Annotated in this window: 21 protein-coding genes and 1 CRISPR repeat array; of the genes, 13 read left to right on the forward strand and 8 right to left on the reverse strand. The window is 30.0% G+C overall.

The features are described 5' to 3' along the window. Positions 1-38 precede the first annotated feature (38 nt). The 7 genes from METIN_RS05955 to METIN_RS05985 are packed head-to-tail and all read right to left on the reverse strand — an operon-like array spanning position 39 to position 7,846. On the reverse strand, positions 39-827 hold the full coding sequence (locus tag METIN_RS05955; RefSeq protein WP_013100589.1) for a DUF4013 domain-containing protein: 789 nt from the start codon (positions 825-827) through the stop codon (positions 39-41). A gap of 37 nt (positions 828-864) precedes the next feature. Beyond that, positions 865-1,449, reverse strand: coding sequence for a haloacid dehalogenase (locus METIN_RS05960; RefSeq protein ID WP_013100590.1), 585 nt, complete (start codon positions 1,447-1,449; stop codon positions 865-867). A gap of 18 nt (positions 1,450-1,467) precedes the next feature. Beyond that, complete coding sequence (locus METIN_RS05965; RefSeq protein WP_013100591.1) at positions 1,468-2,136, reverse strand: CRISPR-associated endonuclease Cas6; 669 nt, start codon at positions 2,134-2,136, stop codon at positions 1,468-1,470. 18 nt (positions 2,137-2,154) lie between these two features. Beyond that, positions 2,155-4,407, reverse strand: coding sequence for a CRISPR-associated helicase/endonuclease Cas3 (locus tag METIN_RS05970; RefSeq protein WP_013100592.1), 2,253 nt, complete (start codon positions 4,405-4,407; stop codon positions 2,155-2,157). Positions 4,408-4,419: 12 nt separating this feature from the next. Further along, positions 4,420-5,139, reverse strand: a complete 720-nt coding sequence (cas5b, locus tag METIN_RS05975) for a type I-B CRISPR-associated protein Cas5b (RefSeq protein ID WP_013100593.1) — start codon at positions 5,137-5,139, stop codon at positions 4,420-4,422. Positions 5,140-5,165: 26 nt separating this feature from the next. Further along, entirely contained in the window at positions 5,166-6,053 is an 888-nt protein-coding gene (cas7b, locus tag METIN_RS05980) for a type I-B CRISPR-associated protein Cas7/Csh2 (protein WP_013100594.1), read from the reverse strand. After that, entirely contained in the window at positions 6,050-7,846 is a 1,797-nt protein-coding gene (locus METIN_RS05985; RefSeq protein ID WP_048203438.1) for a TIGR02556 family CRISPR-associated protein, read from the reverse strand. The genes cas7b and METIN_RS05985 overlap by 4 nt, the downstream gene beginning before the upstream one ends. 71 nt (positions 7,847-7,917) lie before the next feature. Between METIN_RS05985 and cas1 the strand changes: the two genes are divergently transcribed. From cas1 to METIN_RS06020, 7 genes are all read left to right on the forward strand, one after another. After that, on the forward strand, positions 7,918-8,916 hold the full coding sequence (cas1, locus tag METIN_RS05990) for a CRISPR-associated endonuclease Cas1 (RefSeq protein ID WP_013100596.1): 999 nt from the start codon (positions 7,918-7,920) through the stop codon (positions 8,914-8,916). Continuing rightward, entirely contained in the window at positions 8,913-9,197 is a 285-nt protein-coding gene (cas2, locus tag METIN_RS05995; RefSeq protein WP_013100597.1) for a CRISPR-associated endonuclease Cas2, read from the forward strand. The genes cas1 and cas2 overlap by 4 nt, the downstream gene beginning before the upstream one ends. A 1-nt stretch (position 9,198) precedes the next feature. Beyond that, positions 9,199-9,789, forward strand: coding sequence for a CRISPR-associated protein Cas4 (gene cas4 / locus METIN_RS06000; RefSeq protein ID WP_048203440.1), 591 nt, complete (start codon positions 9,199-9,201; stop codon positions 9,787-9,789). Between the two features lie 452 nt (positions 9,790-10,241). Continuing rightward, positions 10,242-10,796: a CRISPR direct-repeat array (repeat unit 37 nt; unit sequence GTTTGAATCGCCAGTCCATTAAAACAAGGATGGAAAC). Between the two features lie 5 nt (positions 10,797-10,801). Then, positions 10,802-11,200 carry a hypothetical protein gene (locus tag METIN_RS06005; RefSeq protein WP_013100599.1) on the forward strand — a complete coding sequence of 133 codons (399 nt, stop codon included), beginning with the start codon at positions 10,802-10,804 and terminating at the stop codon, positions 11,198-11,200. Then, a complete protein-coding gene (locus METIN_RS06010) occupies positions 11,176-11,823 on the forward strand; it encodes a potassium channel family protein (protein WP_013100600.1) in 648 nt (215 codons plus the stop codon). The genes METIN_RS06005 and METIN_RS06010 overlap by 25 nt, the downstream gene beginning before the upstream one ends. A 4-nt stretch (positions 11,824-11,827) precedes the next feature. Then, positions 11,828-12,700 carry a homoserine kinase gene (locus METIN_RS06015; protein WP_013100601.1) on the forward strand — a complete coding sequence of 291 codons (873 nt, stop codon included), beginning with the start codon at positions 11,828-11,830 and terminating at the stop codon, positions 12,698-12,700. Next, a complete protein-coding gene (locus METIN_RS06020; protein WP_013100602.1) occupies positions 12,681-13,793 on the forward strand; it encodes a vWA domain-containing protein in 1,113 nt (370 codons plus the stop codon). The genes METIN_RS06015 and METIN_RS06020 overlap by 20 nt, the downstream gene beginning before the upstream one ends. On the opposite strand, the gene psmA is transcribed toward METIN_RS06020, so the two are convergent. Next, positions 13,786-14,529, reverse strand: coding sequence for an archaeal proteasome endopeptidase complex subunit alpha (gene psmA, locus METIN_RS06025; RefSeq protein ID WP_013100603.1), 744 nt, complete (start codon positions 14,527-14,529; stop codon positions 13,786-13,788). The two genes, METIN_RS06020 and psmA, sit on opposite strands and share 8 nt — an antisense overlap. 76 nt (positions 14,530-14,605) lie before the next feature. On the opposite strand from psmA, the gene wecB reads away from it, so the two are divergent. Genes wecB through comE form a run of 6 tightly spaced genes read left to right on the forward strand, consistent with a single transcriptional unit; the run spans position 14,606 to position 19,369 of the window. Further along, the gene (wecB, locus tag METIN_RS06030; RefSeq protein ID WP_013100604.1) at positions 14,606-15,673 is read left to right on the forward strand and encodes a non-hydrolyzing UDP-N-acetylglucosamine 2-epimerase; all 1,068 of its coding nucleotides are present in this window, start codon (positions 14,606-14,608) and stop codon (positions 15,671-15,673) included. Next, entirely contained in the window at positions 15,670-16,050 is a 381-nt protein-coding gene (locus METIN_RS06035; protein WP_013100605.1) for a helix-turn-helix domain-containing protein, read from the forward strand. The genes wecB and METIN_RS06035 overlap by 4 nt, the downstream gene beginning before the upstream one ends. Next, complete coding sequence (gene rnz, locus METIN_RS06040; RefSeq protein WP_013100606.1) at positions 16,044-16,973, forward strand: ribonuclease Z; 930 nt, start codon at positions 16,044-16,046, stop codon at positions 16,971-16,973. Before METIN_RS06035 ends, rnz begins: the two co-directional genes overlap by 7 nt. Continuing rightward, the gene (locus METIN_RS06045) at positions 16,970-17,713 is read left to right on the forward strand and encodes an MTAP family purine nucleoside phosphorylase (RefSeq protein ID WP_013100607.1); all 744 of its coding nucleotides are present in this window, start codon (positions 16,970-16,972) and stop codon (positions 17,711-17,713) included. The genes rnz and METIN_RS06045 overlap by 4 nt, the downstream gene beginning before the upstream one ends. Beyond that, complete coding sequence (locus tag METIN_RS06050) at positions 17,707-18,840, forward strand: methanogenesis marker 16 metalloprotein (RefSeq protein WP_013100608.1); 1,134 nt, start codon at positions 17,707-17,709, stop codon at positions 18,838-18,840. The genes METIN_RS06045 and METIN_RS06050 overlap by 7 nt, the downstream gene beginning before the upstream one ends. Further along, positions 18,812-19,369 (forward strand): sulfopyruvate decarboxylase subunit beta, encoded by a 558-nt coding sequence (gene comE, locus METIN_RS06055; RefSeq protein WP_013100609.1) that lies wholly within the window; start codon positions 18,812-18,814, stop codon positions 19,367-19,369. Before METIN_RS06050 ends, comE begins: the two co-directional genes overlap by 29 nt. Positions 19,370-19,373: the final 4 nt, after the last annotated feature.

Here is a 19,373-nt window from a genome sequence, read left to right on the forward strand (position 1 = left end):
ATTTCACCTTAAAAAATGTAAAAAAGAAGTTTGAGAGATTAAAGATAGTTTCTATAATATAAGGAGTAGGCTCTTAAAATGAATACTGAAAGATAAAAGGAAATAAAATATTGTATGAAACTACTTAAAGTGTTAAGGAATATATAAACATTTAGGTTATCTACAAAGAAAGCTGGTAGATGTATAGCTAAGGCTATAATAGTTATTATTATTCCTATACCTACACCTATTAAAATAAGAAGGAGCCACAATATAATATAGTTTAAGTTAAACACCATTTTAAATATTTTTCCAAATTCAAAGAATCCAAAGAAGCCCTTCACTGAGAAATTAACCTGAGCTAATGGCTGATATAAAGCAAGAAGTATAAGAGAAATAATAAGTAAGACAATCCCAACCCCTATAAAAACTATGCCAAATCCTTTAATTATTAAGGCTCCTATAATAAATAAAATAATTGGGACTATCATAAAAATTAAGGCTACTATGAAAGACCCTATAGAAAATAGAAAACCTTTTATAATTAGATCTAAAAAATTGTCCCAATCTGGAGCTTTATCAGAGTTTTCAACACTACTTTTCATAATCCTAACAAAATATCCAGCAACTATTAAAGAAACTATAATAGCAACCATAATTAAGATAGCAAATATAATTATAACTGTGCTATTAATATTAAAGAAATATGATGATACCTTAAAAGAAAGATAACCATTTAAAGCTCCTATCATGGCTCCAAAAATTCCATAGAGTATAGAGCCTAAGCTTAGCTCTTTAAAATTTGATCTTACATACTCAAAAGAATCTGTTAAGATTTCTTTAATCATAAAATCCCCTTTAAAAAATTTTAATTAAAATATATAATTATTCTTTATTTAAAGCTTTTCTTAATTTGAGATTTTCTATAAAATAGACTAAGTCTCCATAACTTCTTTCTAAGATTCCTCTTGCTATATCCTGCTTTCTTCTTAGGTTATCTACAACATAGTAGTGGTCAAAGCTCATAATAAAGTCATAGAGCTCTTCCATAAATTTGTAGTATCTCTCAGCCTCCTCTTTGTCATCTTCCTTTATAGCCTCTAAGAACTCTCTCCTTAACTCTCCAATAGTGTCAGCTATCCCTAAAATATAGTTCTCCTCTTTTATAATCTCAAAGTCTTCAAACTTTGGAACTGTGTTGTAAAACTTAATGCTGTATAAAGTGTAGGCTTCAACAAACTCCTGCTCTGGAGTTGATAGATAGTGAATAAATTCAGGATATTGAGTTAGCTCCTTTAATTTTATGATCTTCTCTCTTATACTTTTAAAATCTTCTTTAAAAACATCTTCCTTACTCTTATGTATTCTCCTTATAAGCATGGCACAATCTCTAACTATCTCTCTTGCCAATTTTAAGATTTCCTCCCTTGTTTGGTCTTTCTTTGTTAAATATTCTATTAAATAATCCATAAAGAGATCACCTTCTTTTTACTCTTCAACTCTAACAACACTACCAAAACCTTTAGAAACTTTTCTACCAATTCCTAAGTAGTTTGGGATATTAAAATTAATTAAAAATTCTCCTTTAAAACCTATAAATTTATTTCCCTTATATTTAACTATAAAATCCTCCAATTCTAAGACCTCAGCTTTTAGTTTTTCCTTAACATTATAATCTAAATATTTGCTCATTGATAATACATTTCCAACTAATATTTTCTCTAACAACTCTTTTTTCCCTTCATTGTCTAACTCTTTATATTTGGAATAGTTTTTCTCATTTAAGGCTAACCATGGAGATATAAACTTATACTTAACCATTTCTTTAGTGGTTCCAAAGTCTTCAAATCTAACTTTAGCATAGCCATTAACAACCTTATAAATTTCTCCTTTTAGCTCTAACTCTTTAATATTTAAAATAATGTCTCCTAAGATATTGATCCCTTCCTTTATTCCTAATAAAATAGCATCTCCACCAATAATTTTATACTGTATTTTTGGATATGTGTAAATAAAGCCATTACCACTGTGGTTATGTAACTCCTTATATTCCTCTTTATTAAATTTATTGAGTATATACCCCCTTACATAAGGAGTTTGAGACTTTTTTAAAGGCTTGTTTGTTTTTAACCTGCAAATTAGAATAGGTAGTTTCATAATTCTTTCACCAAACCTCTATAATATTATTGTCTTGTCTTCAATGACTCTAAAGCCAGTTTCTCTATCATAGTATTTTTCATCAATTTTATCTAAATTCTCTAAAGGTATTTCTTTACCTTTAAGAGCATATTCAGGGACACTTATAACATAATCATAAAAATCTTTTTTTATCTTTAGAAATTCTTTTCTTCTTTTAAACACATCTTTTATTTCTTTAATTTCTTCATATTTTTTCCAAATTCTCTTAGCTTCATCTTCAACACAGACAAATAAGTCAAGGGATGGAATATTCTCAATTAATTTAAATTTATTTTCAACATCTTCATACCTAAAGTTTTCAATGGTCTTTAGAATTTCTTTAGATTTATCTTTATAAATACTCAATTTTTTAAAGTACAAATTATTTAACCTCAAAAACTCTTTTTCTTCAATTATTTCATAATCATTTAATAACTCCTCAGTCTTGGTTATAAGGTGATTTTCATAGATGTAAGAAGAAAATCTTTTCCCATTATCATCAATTAACTTAACAATATTTACAATTCCTTTTTTCCCTTCATTGTGCCTATTACACCTTCCAGCAGTTTGATTTAGACAGTCTAATGGTGCTATATCTCTATATACAATATCAACACTAATATCAACACCAGCCTCAATTAGTTGAGTAGAAACAATAATTTTCCTATTTTTATTTTTATTAATTTTTTTAATTCTTCTTAGTCTTTCCTTTGGGTAAATATTTGTTGATAGGTAGTAGAAATCTCCATCTAAACCCATCTCCTTTAAAGATTGATAGACTTCTTTAGATGATCTTATTGTATTTAAAACAATGAGAAAATCTTTATGAGGGTTTTTTTGGATATCTTCACTAACTAAATCAATAAACTCTTTTAAATTCATTTCATTTTTATGAATTCTCATCTTTATTCTGTTCATTTCTTTGAAGTATTCCTCTTTATTTTTTAAAATTTCTATATTATTCTTAAAAATCATTGGTAAAGTTGCTGTACATAAAACAAAATAAATGTTATATTCCTCTGCTAAGAAGCTAAATACTTTATTTATAGCAAACCAATATTTGTAAGGAATAGCTTGAATTTCATCTAAGATGATTATTGAATTACTCAAAGATTGGAATTTTTTTAGATTTTTATTTTTATTACTAAAAATAGAGTAGAATAGTTGCATAAAGGTAGTTACTATTATTTTAGAGTTCCATGTTTCTATAAGATGAAGAGCCTTATCTTCATCTAAAACTTCTTCATCAACTTTATAATAAATTTCACTTAAATGGTGATGCTTTAAAAGCATGTCTGAGTCCAAATTTTTTAATATATAACTTAGAGCTTTTTTTAACACTTCATAATTTTGATCAATAATGCTTAAAAAAGGCAAACAATAAATAATTCTCATGTCGGTCTTTTTCTCCTTCTTTATTCTATTTGCTAATTTTAGAGCAAAGTTAAAGACTGTTAAAGTTTTACCCATTCCAGTTGGAGCATTTAAAGAATAAATTTTATGATTTAAATTAAGTTCATCAACTCTTTTAGCCACTTCAAAGAACATTTTTGTTCTTAAATAGTCAATTTTATTCTTTTTTAGAAATGTTTTGATATAGCATTCTATACTATCAGGAACATTTAGATTAGAGCTTAAAAACTTTCCTCTAAATATGACATCCTCTTTATCTGAGCTTATTAGTAAAGAAAATAGGTAGATGTATAAAAAATAGAATTCATATTTTAAATTATTCTCTTCATATTCAATTTCATCATATACATCTTCCAATTCTCTAAAAGAATCCCATAAGTCATCAAAGTCACATTTAATTACAGGAAATTTATTTTCATCTAAAACTTTATTTATAAAGTCTATATTTAACTCATTAAATTGCTTTTCTAAAATCTCTTTATCTATGTTAAAATCATGAATAGGATTGCTTAAAAAAGAATGATGATTTTTCACACATAAAGAAAAGAGTTGATAGTAGTTATTTTCAATTGTTTCTCTAATTACCCAATTGGTTAGTAAGAAGGATATTGCTGAATGTCTCTTTAGAGAACTTTTAACTTTTTCCCCTCTAATATATCTCTGAAAATAAGAAGTAGCCTTTCCAAAGTCATGAGTTAGAGCAATAATTTTCAAAGTACCTTTAACTAACTTCTCATTAAAGTACTTTAATTTAGGAGGAACATATTTTTTTAATGCTCTTTTCATTGTGTTTGTTAAATGATCCTTCAGTGGATAATTAGGATGAGATAAGAGCATAGTCTCATCAATTTAGATAAATGTTATATTTTCATTCAATTCTTTTAGTTTGAAGAATTCATTAACTTTACATCTTATAGGATATCCATTTTTTTCATAAAATATGTCTACGTACTCAGTGGTTACCCTTTCAAGATTCATGTCATTAGGAAACTTTGAAAATAAATATTCTTTATTTTCTTCAAAGAGGATATCTTTTATATGATCTTTTCTGATAACTGAATTTATTTCTACAAAGTTATTACTATTCAAATTTTTTATAGCTTCAAATTCCCCAATATATTTAAAGTTGGCTATTAACTCACTAATACCCATATACAATGTATAAACAGTTTTATGCTCTTCTAAGAGATTTTTTAGTTTTTCATGTAGTTTATCATCTTTTAAGCTAACATAAATTCTATATTTTGGATTTTTTAACATTTCAAACCTTATTTGTGTTCTTGGTTCATGTCCTGTTTTTTTCACTGGAATAAAATAGTTATCCTTTGTATTTATTAAATTTATACCAAAATAACATTTCTTTATAGGGTTTAATATTCTTAATCCTATATAGCTTGTGCTACCATTTATATATTTTAAATATTCATTTTTTTTCAATCCAAGGATAGCCCCTAAAATTCCATAAATTGTAGTTTTTGGTATTATATCATAAGTTAATGGGCTTGTTGTTGTGTATATTTTTTTAAAATGTCCATAATCAGCCCAGATATCAAAAACTAAAACATTCATATCCTTCACCAAAAAATAAAGAAAGTTTATAAAGTTATCTCTTTAAATGGTAAGTCTGAAGTTTTAAAGTCAAATTCTTCTCCATTATAAACTAACTTTAATCTCTTGTCCCAAATATACTCAATACTTTCAATTTTATCTTTATTCTCTTTTAGTAGGTTAATTAGCTCAGTTAAATCTAATTTGTAATCCTTAACATCCCTAATTTTTTCATCTTCTACATTAGAGATTAATTTTAAACTCCTATCTAAGTCTCCAATATGGTAGTTTTTCTCTTTATAGTTAACCTTTATCAACAATCTTGGAGTATGCCCTACTTTACTTCTACTAATAAGATTTTTTGTTCCATTCCACATAGCTTCAATTAATTTTTTAATATCCTCTTCTGTCAATTTTGTAGTTTTTGCAGCATTCTCATTAATTATCCCATAAAATGCTATTAATGAATATGGAACTACCCAATATTCTGTAAAAGTTCCCTGGCTTTTTCCTTCTTTTGAAGGCATTACAGTAGTTCCCTTTATTAATTTTAAAGAAACTCTGTGTAAGCTTCTCCCAAACCTAAATTGAACTGGTCCTGTAAGAGCTATAGGATTTCCTTTAACAGCTATTGTAGCCCCAAATAGTCTAATATCAATTAATTTTAGTAAGTCTTCTTCTTTTTCTATTTTTAACTCTTTTAGCCTATCTTCCTTTGTTTTTAATTCACCTTTTTCATCTCTTACTTCTTTTATAAATATATCTTCTCCAATACTGTCTAAGTAATCTCTAATAGTTCTTTTCAACCTTACATCTGTAACTATATTGATCCCAGTTTCTTCATCAATTCTTGGCTTGTTCTCATCTAATGGATCTCCATTTGGATTGGCATCTTTAACATCATATAAGAATAAAATTTCACTTCTTTTTATCATTCTTCATCCCCTCCTTTTCCTTTAAACCTATCACTCATAGCCATACCCAAAGAAAAGATATATGAGATTTCATTATTTGTTAATTTCCAATCGTCTCCAGCTTTAACAAAATATTCAGCAACTTTTTCTCTTAATTTTTTGTAGTATAAAGTATTATCTTCTTGTTCATATTCCATAAGCTTTTGAATAGCTTCTTTAAAAATATATTCAACTCTCTTTTTATCTAACTTTAAGCCATAAAGTTTGGATTGGAAAGGTTTTGATCCTCTCTTTTTATATTGAAGAGAGAGGAGTTTATTCACTAAAATACCTAATAAAAAGACACATTTTTTCTCATCTCTATCAAAAAATCCTTTATAATTATTAAAGAATTCATCAATTTCATCATAAAGATAGTATTCTTTATTGTCTCCCATGATCTCACCATTCAGGATATTCAAGTTTATCAAGAAAAGGAGAATCATAAATGACTTGTATGCTGATAATTCAAAAGGCTCATCTTTGACAAACTTGGCTCTAATTTTTGATATAAAACCATTTATTAATTGATAGTAATCAACTTTTTTATTTGATATTATAATATTTAATAATCTTAAAAAGTCCTCATTGCCAAAAAATTCTTTTATGTATCCAAGTCTGAATCTTAAGCCTTCCCTATCATCAAAATTTTTTAATATATTTTTGAAATATTCTCTTTCTTTTTTTGAGAGTTTCTTATATTTTAATTTAAAATATTTGAATATACCATAGTTTTCTACTCTATCAATTTCAGCATATAATTTAGCAAATCTTGATGGAAGAATATCTTCAATCATTTGTGTAATTTTAAAATCATTTCCTTCTTTAAAGAACATAAATGTTATGTACATGTAAATATCTTTTTTTGAAAGATTTTCAAATAGCTTTTTCTCTCTATAGGAATAGTCTTTAGTTCCAAATTCTTCAGCCATCTTCTCTAATCTCTTTAAAACATCTCCAATATACTTTTCATCTAAAACTTTTGGGATAATGTAAAGATCATTGCCATAAAATTTTACTCTTAAATGTTCATCTAAGTAGTTCTTTCCCTCTTTAATATATAAGGCACACTTTAAACATATTGGAAAGGTTTTCCAAGCTTCATTTGGCTTTAAACCACTAACATTTCCAATCTTATCTATAGTATAAAATTTAAATTCTCTAAATAGTCCAAAAACCTCCCCTTCTTTGTTACAAATTGAACAAACCCCTTTTCCTTTTGCAACAACATTCCCTGTTTTCATGTAATAATAGTCCATAGTGGCTTTATATATGAAGTATTCTTTAAATTCTTCTATATCTCCAACATATATTTCCTCATTTCCTCTTTTAAAAGTCAGAGTTAAAATGATTCCCTCATTTGGATATCTTTTTTTTAATTTTTTAATATCTTCAATTATTTGTTTCTCCTTTTCTTTAAGTACTTGTTCTAATTTTTTTAAAAATTCAGTTTCTTTATATTTTTTTGCATCACTAACAGCTTTTAATATTTTATTTTTAAATGTTTTTTCTGGTTCTGTTAACTTAGATGTTGGACTTAGGTCAGCTCCTCTTGCAGATCCTTTTTTGTAAAGTAATTTTAATATTAGAGATTTATCAAAACTATCATCAAAAACCCCTAAATAGTTAAAATTTTCATCAAAGGTTATTTTAAAAATAATATTATATTTATTGTCAATATTTGGATTCTCTACAAGTATTGATAAGGGATTGTTAATATCTTTTTCTTCTTTTTTAATGATGTATTTACCAATTGCTGCTACACTTGATAGCATAGTTATCACCAGTTTGATATATATAACTGAATAATCATATATAACTTTTAAGATTTTCAACTGGTGAAGTTATGGACATTATATTAAAATCTTATGGATTTTTTATATATAAAAAAGGAGATAGGTTTATTTTTGAAGTTAAAGAAAATGGAGAAGTAAAGAAAGTTGAGATCTCTGCAAGTAAAGTTAAAAGAATAATTTTAGGAAAAGATGGAACTATTACTACATCAGCAATTAACTTAGCAATAGAATACAATATTCCAATAATATTTTTAAAAAATGAGGATCCTACAGCAATGATATGGCATTGTAAGTTAGGTAAGACTGGAAAAATAAGAAGAAATCAGATAAAGTTTTCAGACACTATTGAAGGAATGAAATATGCATCAAAATGGATTGAAAGAAAAATGAAAAATCAAATAGATTTTTTAAAAGAGCTTAAAAAGAACCATGGTAAGAAAGGAGATTTTAACAAAATAATTGATAATATAAAAGAGTGTATTGATGATTTAAATAGATACTTAAATAATACAAAGGAAAATTTAGGGACTGTTAGAGACACTATTATTGGAATTGAAGGGACTGCCTCAAAATACTATTTTAAAGGAATTAATTTAGCTCTTCCAGAAAAATATAAATTTAGTGAGAGAAGTAGAAGACCTGCAAAGGATAGGTTTAATGCTCTACTAAATTATGGTTATGGAATGCTTTATCCAGTTGTAGAAAAAGCTTGTATAGTTTCTGGTTTAGATCCATATATTGGATTTATACATTCTGATGGATATAATAAGAGGTCATTAGTCTATGATATAATAGAGATATATAGAATTTATGTGGATAAAGGAGTTGTAAGTTTTATAAATAAAAAGAAAGTAAAAGATGAGTTTTTTATTAAACTACATAATGGAGTAGCCTTGTCAGATACAGGAATTAAAGAGTTTGCAGCATTCATAAATGAATATATATTTGATAAAGAGCTTGAGATTTATAAAAAGAGATATAAATTTCCTGATGCTATACAAAAGGAATGTTATAAAATTGCAAATGATATAAGGGAGAGATATTTATGATTTATGTAATTTATGATATAAGTGATGATAAAATTAGAAAAAAAGTTTCTGATAAGTGTTTAAATTATGGATTATTAAGAATCCAAAAAAGTGTATTTGCGGGAAATCTAAACAAAAATAGAATTGATGAATTAAGAGTTTTCTGTGAGAATATTATTGAAGAGAATGACAAAGTTTACATAATTGAAGTTTGTGAAAAGTGTTTTGGAAAGTTAATTTGTATTGGTGAAGAATTTGATAAGGAGTTAGTTAATGACTCTAAAAAAACTATGGTGCTCTAAAATGGAATTTGATATGATAACAGTGTCAGATGTTATTGAATACTTATACTGTCCAAGATTTGTTTATTTTGAGAGAGTTTTAGGAATTCTTCAACATGAGGAAAAAAGAGAAAAAGTTTTAATTGGAAGGCATATTCATGAGCTGAAAGAAAAAATAAATAAAAACTATATCAGAAAATCAATAAATGCTAAATCAAAATATTCAAATGTTTATCTATCATCTAAGAAATACAAAATAGTTGGGATTGTAGATGAAGTTTTAGAATTAAATGATGGAAGCTTTTCACCTCTAGACTATAAGTTTGCAGAGTATAAAAGTAGATTATTTAAAACATATAAGTATCAATCTGTTTTGTATGGCTTATTGATTAAAGAAAATTTTAATGTCAATGTAAATAAAGGGTTTATAGTTTATGTGAGAAGTGGAAATCTTATTAAAGAAATTAAATTCAAAAAAGAAGATTTTAAAAAAGCTATTGAATTCATTAAACTTATATTTGAGATTATTGAAGATGAAAAATTTCCCATAGATATTAAAGTTAATAAAAAGAAATGTATTGATTGTTGTTATAGAAATTTATGCTGCCTTTAGAAGGAAACTTTTATAAGAAACTTTTAGAAAAAGTTTCATCAAAAGGAATTAGTTTGATGGGTTTTTATTTTTTTGTTATTAGTTATTTGGATATCGCTATTAACGTTTTTAATTAAGTTTTCTTGCTTTTATATAGGGGTTGTTGAAAATTGGTACGAGAAAATTGGGGAAAAGTAATACTGATTTTTTCGTTGGAGAATTGTGATTTTTTAGTTTTTTGGTTTGTTTGCTGTTATTTTATATGTTTTAGGTTTAGTTAGGAGTTGTTTTTAGTGAAATAAGGGTTAATTGCTGAGCTTTATTTTAACGGTTGTGCATAGTATTTTTAAATGGAGGGAACAATCTTTCTTACTTTTATATAGGGGTTCAATAATCAACCAGTAAGAAAACTCGGGTTTAAAAAGAAAGTTTTTTATAGGAGTTTTGATATAAAATAAGGACAGACATTAAGGGTTTGAATCGCCAGTCCATTAAAACAAGGATGGAAACTAAGTATCAATTTCTAATGTACCTTGGGTATCTGGGTTTGAATCGCCAGTCCATTAAAACAAGGATGGAAACCTTGTGCTTTTTCTTCTTGCCATTATCTCATTCCTCGTTTGAATCGCCAGTCCATTAAAACAAGGATGGAAACAGATGGACGGGTTGTTTTCTCATATCAATGATTTGTGTTTGAATCGCCAGTCCATTAAAACAAGGATGGAAACTTCACAGGAGTATGTTTAGGTGGTGGAAAATCAGATTCGTTTGAATCGCCAGTCCATTAAAACAAGGATGGAAACATAAAATAAGAGCGTATTCTCTAAAAAACTTTGGCTTGTTTGAATCGCCAGTCCATTAAAACAAGGATGGAAACCCCAGCAGATCTATGTCCTCCATTCCCGAGGAAAATGTGTTTGAATCGCCAGTCCATTAAAACAAGGATGGAAACCTTTTGCAGTTTTTAGGATGTGCATTTAACCAAACAAAAGTTTGAATCGCCAGTCCATTAAAACAAGAAAAAATGAAAAACATGATAGAAATTAGAGGAAAAAACAAGGAAGAAATTCTAAAGAAGATTGAGAGCTTAGGAGAGCATGAGGAAATATATATAAATAAAGAGCTTGATAGAGATATAGCTATAGCTCTCCTGGAAAATGTTGAGCCTTCTAAAATATATATCCCCATATCTAAATATAAAAGAAGCTCAAAGAAAATTCTTAAAGCTCTTGAGAAAATAGGAGTTGAAGTAATTCCAATTAAAGCCAAGGTTGGGAAGCCAACAAATATAGATAAAATTATAAAAAAATACTTAGATAAGAAGCCTAAGGAAATAGCTGAGCTTACAGGAATTAACTTAAAAACTGTTGAATATCACTACTACAAGCTAAAAAAGAGGGAAAAGGGTTGTATATCATCATCTCAGGTTTAGGAAGGGTGGGCTTTACCTTAGCTAAATACTTAGAAAAGAAACATGACTTAGTTTTAATTGACATAAACCCTAAGAAGTGTGAAATAGCCAGTAATGAGATTGATGGGATAGTAATAAATGGAGATTGTACAAAAATTAAAATTTTGGAGGATGCTGGCATAGATAATGCTGACTACTACATAGCTGTCACTGGGAAGGATGAAGTGAATTTGTTAAGCTCTCTTTTAGCTAAGAGTTATGGTGTCAAAACCATAGCAAGGATCTCTGAGCTTGAGTATAAAGATGTCTTTGAGAGGCTTGGGATTGACATAACCATCTCCCCTGAAATTATAGCAGCTAAATATATTGAGAAACTAATTGAAAGGCCAGGAATTATAGACTTGGCTATAGTTGGAAGAGGGGAAGCTGAAATCTTAGAGCTTAAGATTAGTAAAAATTCAAGGGCAGCCAACAAAAAAATTAAAGACTTAGGTGGAGGAAAAGATTTCTTAATAATCTCTGTTTTTGAAAATGGTAATTTAATTATCCCAAGTGGAGAAACCTTATTAAAGCCTGGAGATAGAATTTTAGTTCTTGTTAAAAGAGGGTGTGAGGATAAAATAAAAAAGTTGTTCCTTGAGTGAAAGAATGAAGGTTAAAGCTCCCTGTTCATCAGCAAACCTTGGGGTTGGCTTTGATGTCTTTGGCCTCTGTCTTGAAGAACCTTATGACATTATAGAGGTTAAGAAAATAGATGAAGGGATAGAGATAGAGGGAAAAGACATTCCTCTAAACCCTAAGGAAAATGTTGCTGGGGTTGTAGCTGAAAAGATGTTAAAAGACTTCAATATTGAGAGTGGAGTAAAGATAAAGATAAAAAAGGGAATTAAGGGAGGAAGTGGCTTAGGAAGCTCTGCAGCCTCAGCTGCTGGGACAGCATTTGCCATCAATGAGCTATTTAACTTAAAGTTGAGTAAGCTAAAGTTGGTTGATTATGCCTCCTATGGAGAGCTTATAGCCTCCGGAGCTAAGCATGCTGATAATGTAGCTCCAGCCATTTATGGAGGATTCACAATAGTTAACTACAATCCTCTAAATGTTCTCCACATAGATGTTGATTTTAATGTAATAGTGGCTATCCCTAATGTGAAAATAGAGACTAAGAAAGCAAGGGAAATAATTCCTAAGGAAGTGAGCTTAAAAGATATGGTTCATAACTTAGGTAGAGCTACAGGGATGATTTATGCTCTATTTAACAATGATTTAGAGTTATTTGGAAAGTATATGATGGAGGATAAGATAGTTGAACCATACAGAGGGAAACTGATCCCTCACTATTTTGAGGTTAAGGAGAAGTTGAAGAATTTAGCCTATGGAGTTTGTATAAGTGGCTCTGGCCCTTCCATCTTAGTTATCCCTAAGGAAGAGTTTCAAGATGAAATTATTGATATTTTAAGCTCTTACTATGATAAAATAATTAAAACAAGGGTAGGGAAGGGCTGTGAGTTATATAAAGCATGATAAATATGATAAGATCATTTGGAATAGAGTTAGGAAAGAGATAAGCTCTAATTTATCAGATGAGCTTACTGAATCCATCTTCTACCTCTTTTTTAAGTACAATGTTGAAATTATTAAGAGTCATGAAGTTATTGAGAAGATAATGAAGTCAAGGAAATTTAGTTATATTAAATCTATCACTACCCTTGATGAATCCCTTTCTCTAATAGCTACTAACCACTTCTGCTCAAACATTAAAGAGAAGGATGTTGAAGAAATTATGAGTGAGATTGAATCTTTTTTATCCCTAACCTATGGTTTTGGAGGAGGAGAGAAAATATTCTTAGACCCTAAGAAAAAGATAGAGTTATATGAAAAACTCTTAAAAAATAAAAATTTAATAAGATTCCTTGACTTCTTCACCAAATTCAATAGATTGGCTATAAAAAAGAGCAGGAGGAAGATAAAGCATATAGTTGGAGTTAAGTATGATGTTAAACTTGGGAATAGGATAAGTAATTTACTCCTCTCTGAAGTTAAGAACTTAGCTGATCCCTACTTACTCTTAGACTTTTTAAGAAGATACTCTGAAAGTAAATTACTAAACTATGAGATACTTGAAAATAGTGAGAAAAAAGAGTTAGTTATTTGCCTTGATGTTAGTGGGTCAATGAGAGGAAAAAAGGAAGAATGGGCTAAAGCCTTGGCTTTGGCTATAACAAATCTCTCAATCAATGAAGGGAAAAAAGTACATATAATTTTCTTTGATGATGGAGTTAGAGAGGTAAAGGAGTTCAATAAAAAGCTAAGTATGAATGACATTCTCTACATAGCCTCTGTTTTTTATGGAGGAGGGACAAACTTTGAAAAGCCATTAAAGAAGGCTATGGAGTATAATGGAGACATTATCTTTATCACTGATGGTGAGGCAGAGATATCAAAGAACTTTACTAACAAATTTATTGAGGAAAAGAAAAAGAGGGGGATAAAGCTATATTCCTTTTTCATAAACACTAAATCAACATACTCCTTAAAAAAGCTCTCTGATCTCTCTCTAACAATCTATGAGATAAATGAGAGATCAGCAGAAAAAATTTTAGATAAAATTATTTAGCCTCTTCTTCCTTCTTATGCTCTTCAAGAATCTTATCTAAAACCTTGGCTATCTTATCACAGCTTAACTTCTCCACCCTTCCATCAATGTGTATAAAGCAGGCATCAACATTTTCTGCCTTAATGTTCTCATTAACCTTATATAGTGAATATAGAGCTAACCTTAATCCCTCTTCTAAGTCCATGTCTTCCTTATACTCCTTTTCTAAGATTTCCATAACTGTCTGTCTTCCACTACCTATAGCTGTGGCTTTATACTCTATTAAAGCTCCACTTGGGTCTGTTTCAAATAACCTTCCTTCTCCTTTATCTATCCCAGCAATTAAGAGAGAAACTCCAAATGGTCTAACTCCTCCATGTTGAGTATAGGCCTGTTTAATATCACAGATCTTCTTAGCCAACAACTCTATAGAGATCTCTTCTCCATAGGTAACTCTATAAATTTGAGCCTCTAACCTTGCTCTATCAATTAAAACTCTTGCATCAGCCACCAACCCAGAGGTTGCAGCAGCTACATGGTCATCAATTTGGTAAATCTTCTCTATAGACCTTATCTTAATTAACTTACTTGTAACTCTTCTATCCACAGCTAAGATAACTCCATCCTTACAAACTATTCCTACTGCAGTAGTTCCTCTTTTTACTGCCTCTCTTGCATACTCAACTTGATATAACCTACCTTCAGGGCTAAATACTGTTATAGCCCTGTCATAAGCAGTTGGTGGTACAGCTTGCATATTTAATCACCAAGATTTTATTATAATTAAGGGAACATAATTTCTTAAGATAAAAAATTTTCTAAAGTGATTGGGAATGATATCAATAGTCTTAGGAACAAGGCCAGAAATTATAAAGCTCTCCCCTATAGTTAGGGCATTGGATGAAATAGAGTATTTTATTGTCCATACCAATCAGCACTACTCTGAGAACATGGATAGGGTATTTTTTGAAGAGCTTAACCTTCCAGAGCCAAAGTATAATTTAAATGTTGGTTCTGGTAACCATGGAGAACAGACAGGAAAAATGTTAATAAATATAGAAAAAGTTCTATTAAAAGAAAAGCCTAAGGTTGTTATAGTCCAAGGAGATACAAACTCAACACTATCTGGAGCCTTGGCAGCTTCAAAGTTACATATTAGAGTGGCTCATGTTGAAGCAGGTTTAAGAAGCTATGACAAAAGAATGCCTGAAGAGATTAATAGAATTTTAACTGATCATATTAGTGACTATCTATTTGCTCCAACTGAGATAGCTAAGGAGAACTTAATTAAGGAAGGAATTGAGGAAAATAAAATTTTTGTTGTAGGAAATACAATAGTTGATGCCACTCTGCAAAATTTAAAAATTGCTGAGAAAGTTATTAAAGATTTTGACTTAGAAGATTATTTTTTATTAACCCTACATAGGGCTGAAAATGTTGATAACAGAGAGAGGTTAAAGAAGATAGTTGAAGGAATATTAGAGGTTAGTGAAGTATATGAGAAAGATATTATCTTCCCAATCCACCCAAGAACCAAAAAGAAATTAAAAGAATTTAACTTATTTGATAAGCTAAAGGATAATGAAAGGATAAAAATCATTAATCCAGTAGGATATTTGAAATTTTTAATGTTAGAGAAGAATGCTGAATTAATATTAACTGACAGTGGTGGAGTTCAGGAAGAGGCTTGTATATTAAAGGTTCCATGTATAACCTTAAGGGACAATACTGAACGACCAGAAACTATAAAAGTTGGGGCTAATATCTTAGTAGGAGCCAATAAAGAGAAGCTAATTAAAGCTATAAGTGTTATGCTAAATAAAAAGAGAGATTGGGAAAACCCATTTGGAGATGGAAAGAGTGGAGAAAGAATAGTAAAAATATTGAGGGAAGAGCTATGAAGTTATCCTTAAAAACACCATGTACAACTTGGACATTTGATGAACTAATGGCTTGTGTCTTTGGGATTAAAGTTTTTGATGTTCACCTCTACTTCTATCTTTTAAAGCATGGTCCATTTAAGGTTAATGAGTTAGCTGAGAAATTAAATAAGAATAGAAGTACAATTCAGAGATCAGTGCAAAATTTAATGAATGCTGGCTTAGTTTATAGGAAACAGGTTAATTTAAAAGATGGTGGCTACTTCTATCTTTACTATGCTGTTCCATTTGAAGAAGTTAAAGAGAGAATGAAAAGAGAGATTGAAGGATGGTATAAGAAGATGAAGGATTGGATTGATAGCATAGAGTTAGAGGATCTGAGGGATTTACATTGTTAGAAATAACCTTCTTAGGCACTGGGGCAGCAATTCCATCTAAGAGAAGGAACCACATGGGAATAGCATTAAAATTTAATGGAGACATCTACTTACTTGACTGTGGTGAAAATATACAGAGACAGTTTTTATATACAAACCTCTCACCTATGAAGATAAAGGCTATTTTTATCACTCACTTACATGGAGATCACATCCTTGGCATTCCTGGGATTATTCAGAGTCTCTCTTTTATGGGAAGAACTCAGAAGTTAGAGATTTATGGACCTAAGGGGATTAAGGAGATTGTTGAGATGGCTAAAAATTTTGGATACAACTGTATAGAGTATGAGGTAGAGGTTAAGGAAATTAAAAAAAATAAAGAGGTTAAAATTTTAGAGGAAAAAGATTTTTGTTTCTATGCTTATCCCACTAAGCATTACATTCCTTCCTATGCATACATATTTAAGGAGATAAAGAAGCCAAGGCTTGACATAAATAAGGCTAAAGAGCTTGGCATAAAAGTGGGGCCTGACTTAAAAAAGTTAAAGGAAGGGATCCCAGTTAAAAACATTCATGGAGAAACTATTTTCCCTGAGCAAGTTCTTCTGCCCCCAAAAAGAGGAATTTGTGTAGCCTACAGTGGAGACACCTTACCAATAGAAGACTTTGCCCTATTTTTAAAAAATTTAGATTGCTCTCTTCTTATTCATGAAGCCACCTTTGACAGCTCTGAGAAGAGCTTAGCAGAAGAGACTTATCATTCAACTGTTGAAGATGCTTATAGAATATTCAAGCTTTCCCAAGCTGAGAAGTTGATATTAACACACATCTCAGCAAGATATGATAAAGAGGAGAACTTTTTAATTTATAAGAGAGATGTAGAGAGATTTAATGACAATATAGAGATATCAGAGGATTTAAAGAAGTATGAGGTGAGAGTTTGATAGCCATTATAGGAGGAACAGGAATGGCTGAAATTTTGAATGAAGGAAGAGAAAGGATAATCTATACAAAGTATGGAAAGGCTAAGATTTTAGAAGATGATAATGTTATTATCTTACTAAGACATGGTTTAAAGCATAACATTCCACCACATAGGATAAACTATAAAGCTAATATCTATGCTCTAAAGCTCTTAGGAGTAGATAAAATTTTAGCTATAAACTCTGTTGGTTCCCTAAAAAAAGAGATAAGGCCAGGAACTTTTTTTATTCCAAATGATTTTATGGAATTTACAAAGAGAAGAGATGACACTTTTTACAATGATAGGGTTGTTCATGTTGACCTCACTGAACCTTACTGTCCAGCTATGAGGAAAGAGCTTAAAAAAATTTTAGACAAGTTTAACTTTGAGTATCAAGAAGGGGTTTACATTTGTACAGAGGGGCCAAGGTTTGAAACTAAGAGTGAAATAAAATTCTATTCTAACCTTGGAGATGTTGTTGGAATGACTGGTTATCCAGAGGTTGTTTTAGCCAGAGAGCTTGGTTTATGCTACTCCTCTCTCTGTAATGTTACAAACTATGCCTGTGGAATCTCTGAAGATCTGTTAAGTGTTGAAGAAGTCTTTGAGACCATAAAGAAGATGGAGGAGAAGATAGTTAAGGTGGTTAGAGAGTTTATAAACTCTAATTTTGAAAGCTGTAAGTGTAGAGAAGCCTACGAGAGGGGGATAATTTGTTAATAGTTACTGTTGATGAATTTAAAAAGATGATAAGGAACAATGATGAGAGAATAGAGGAGGTTGATATAGTTACAACAGGAACCTGTGGCATCATGTCAGGAACTTTAGGAATCTTTCACATCCCTTTCAATGAGATTTTTAAAAGAGCTGAAAAGATATTTTTAGACAACATTGAGGGAAAAGTTGGAGTTTGTCCTAATGAATATCTTGGAAAGGTTGATGCTCTATTTTATGGAGAGGTTGGCTTTCTATTTAAAAGATTGGTGAGAGGGGAAGAATTAGAGGCTAAAGCCATAGCTGATGGGAAAGTTTATAGAAATATTGTAAACATAGATGAGCTTCCAACAGCTAAGATGTTAGGGACAAGGATGGCATTTAAGAATTATATGGCATTCACAAACTTAGGGGAGCCAGTAAAGACAATATTCCACAGATTTGAGCTAAAAAGAGGAGAAGCTACTTTCTCAGGATGTGGAGAAATTAATCCCTTAGAAAATATGGTTATTAAAAGTGAGAAAGATATTATAGGGAAGAAAGCTTTATTAAATGGTGCTGAAGCTTTAATCTTAGGGTTTGGAACAAGATCAAGCTTAGAGAGGCCAAATATAATGATCTCAGCTGATATGAAGGAGATGGACAGTTATTATTTAGGGGGCTTTTACACTTCAGGAGGAATTGAGATTTATAATACTGTAGCTATAGCTGTTGATGTTAGAGAGCATAGAGAGGCTTTGATGAAGTTAGATAAAGATATAGCCCTTCCTCTGGTTAATATCTTTGGAAGGGAAATAATTGATAAGGGAAAGTATAGTGAGGTTTGGGAAGATGTTGATCTAAGACCAAAGGTTCATGTTGAGAGATGTAAGAATTGTAAAAGTTGTGTCTCTGAAATCTCATGTCCTACTGAAGCCATAAAAAGAGAGAATGGCAAAATAAAAATTTCAGAAGATTGCTTTGGCTGTGGAGTTTGTAAAATATGCCCATATAATGTTTTTGAAATAAAGCTTGGCTCTATCTGTGGAATCCCTATAGTTTGTAGGCAATCTGACAGAAAAAGAGCTTTAGACTTAGCTAAAGAATTAAAGAGGAGACTAAAAGATGAGACCAAAGAGAATAGAGATTATTAAAAAGATTGTTGAGAATGTTAAGGATGAAATAATAGTCTGTAATATAGGAATTCCCTCAAAAGAACTTTATCACTTAAAAGATAGGGAGAGAAATTTTTATATGCTTGGTTCAATGGGCTTAGCTTCATCTATAGGCTTAGGCTTAGCTTTAAATGTTGATGAAAAGGTTATAGTTATTGATGGAGATGGCTCAATATTAATGAACCTTGGTTCCCTTGCTACTATCTCTTACTGTAAGCCAAAAAATTTAATCTTGGTTATAGTTGATAACTCTGCCTATGGCTCTACAGGGAATCAAGAGACAAGTGCAAAGGTTGTTAAGTTGGAGAAGATAGCTGAGGCTTGTAATTTAAATGTGGAGAAGAGTGAAACACTTGAAGAATTTGAAGAAATATTTAAAAAAGCTCTAACTAAGGATGAGTGTTTTGTTATAGTAGCTAAAGCTATCCCTTACAATGAAAAAGTGCCAAACATTCCTTTACATCCTGTTGAGATAAAGTATAGATTCATGAAATCCATAAATCAATAAATTT

The sequence above is a fragment of the Methanocaldococcus infernus ME genome (genome assembly GCF_000092305.1).
Taxonomy (GTDB): Archaea; AGJL01; Methanococci; order Methanococcales; family Methanocaldococcaceae; genus Methanocaldococcus; species Methanocaldococcus infernus.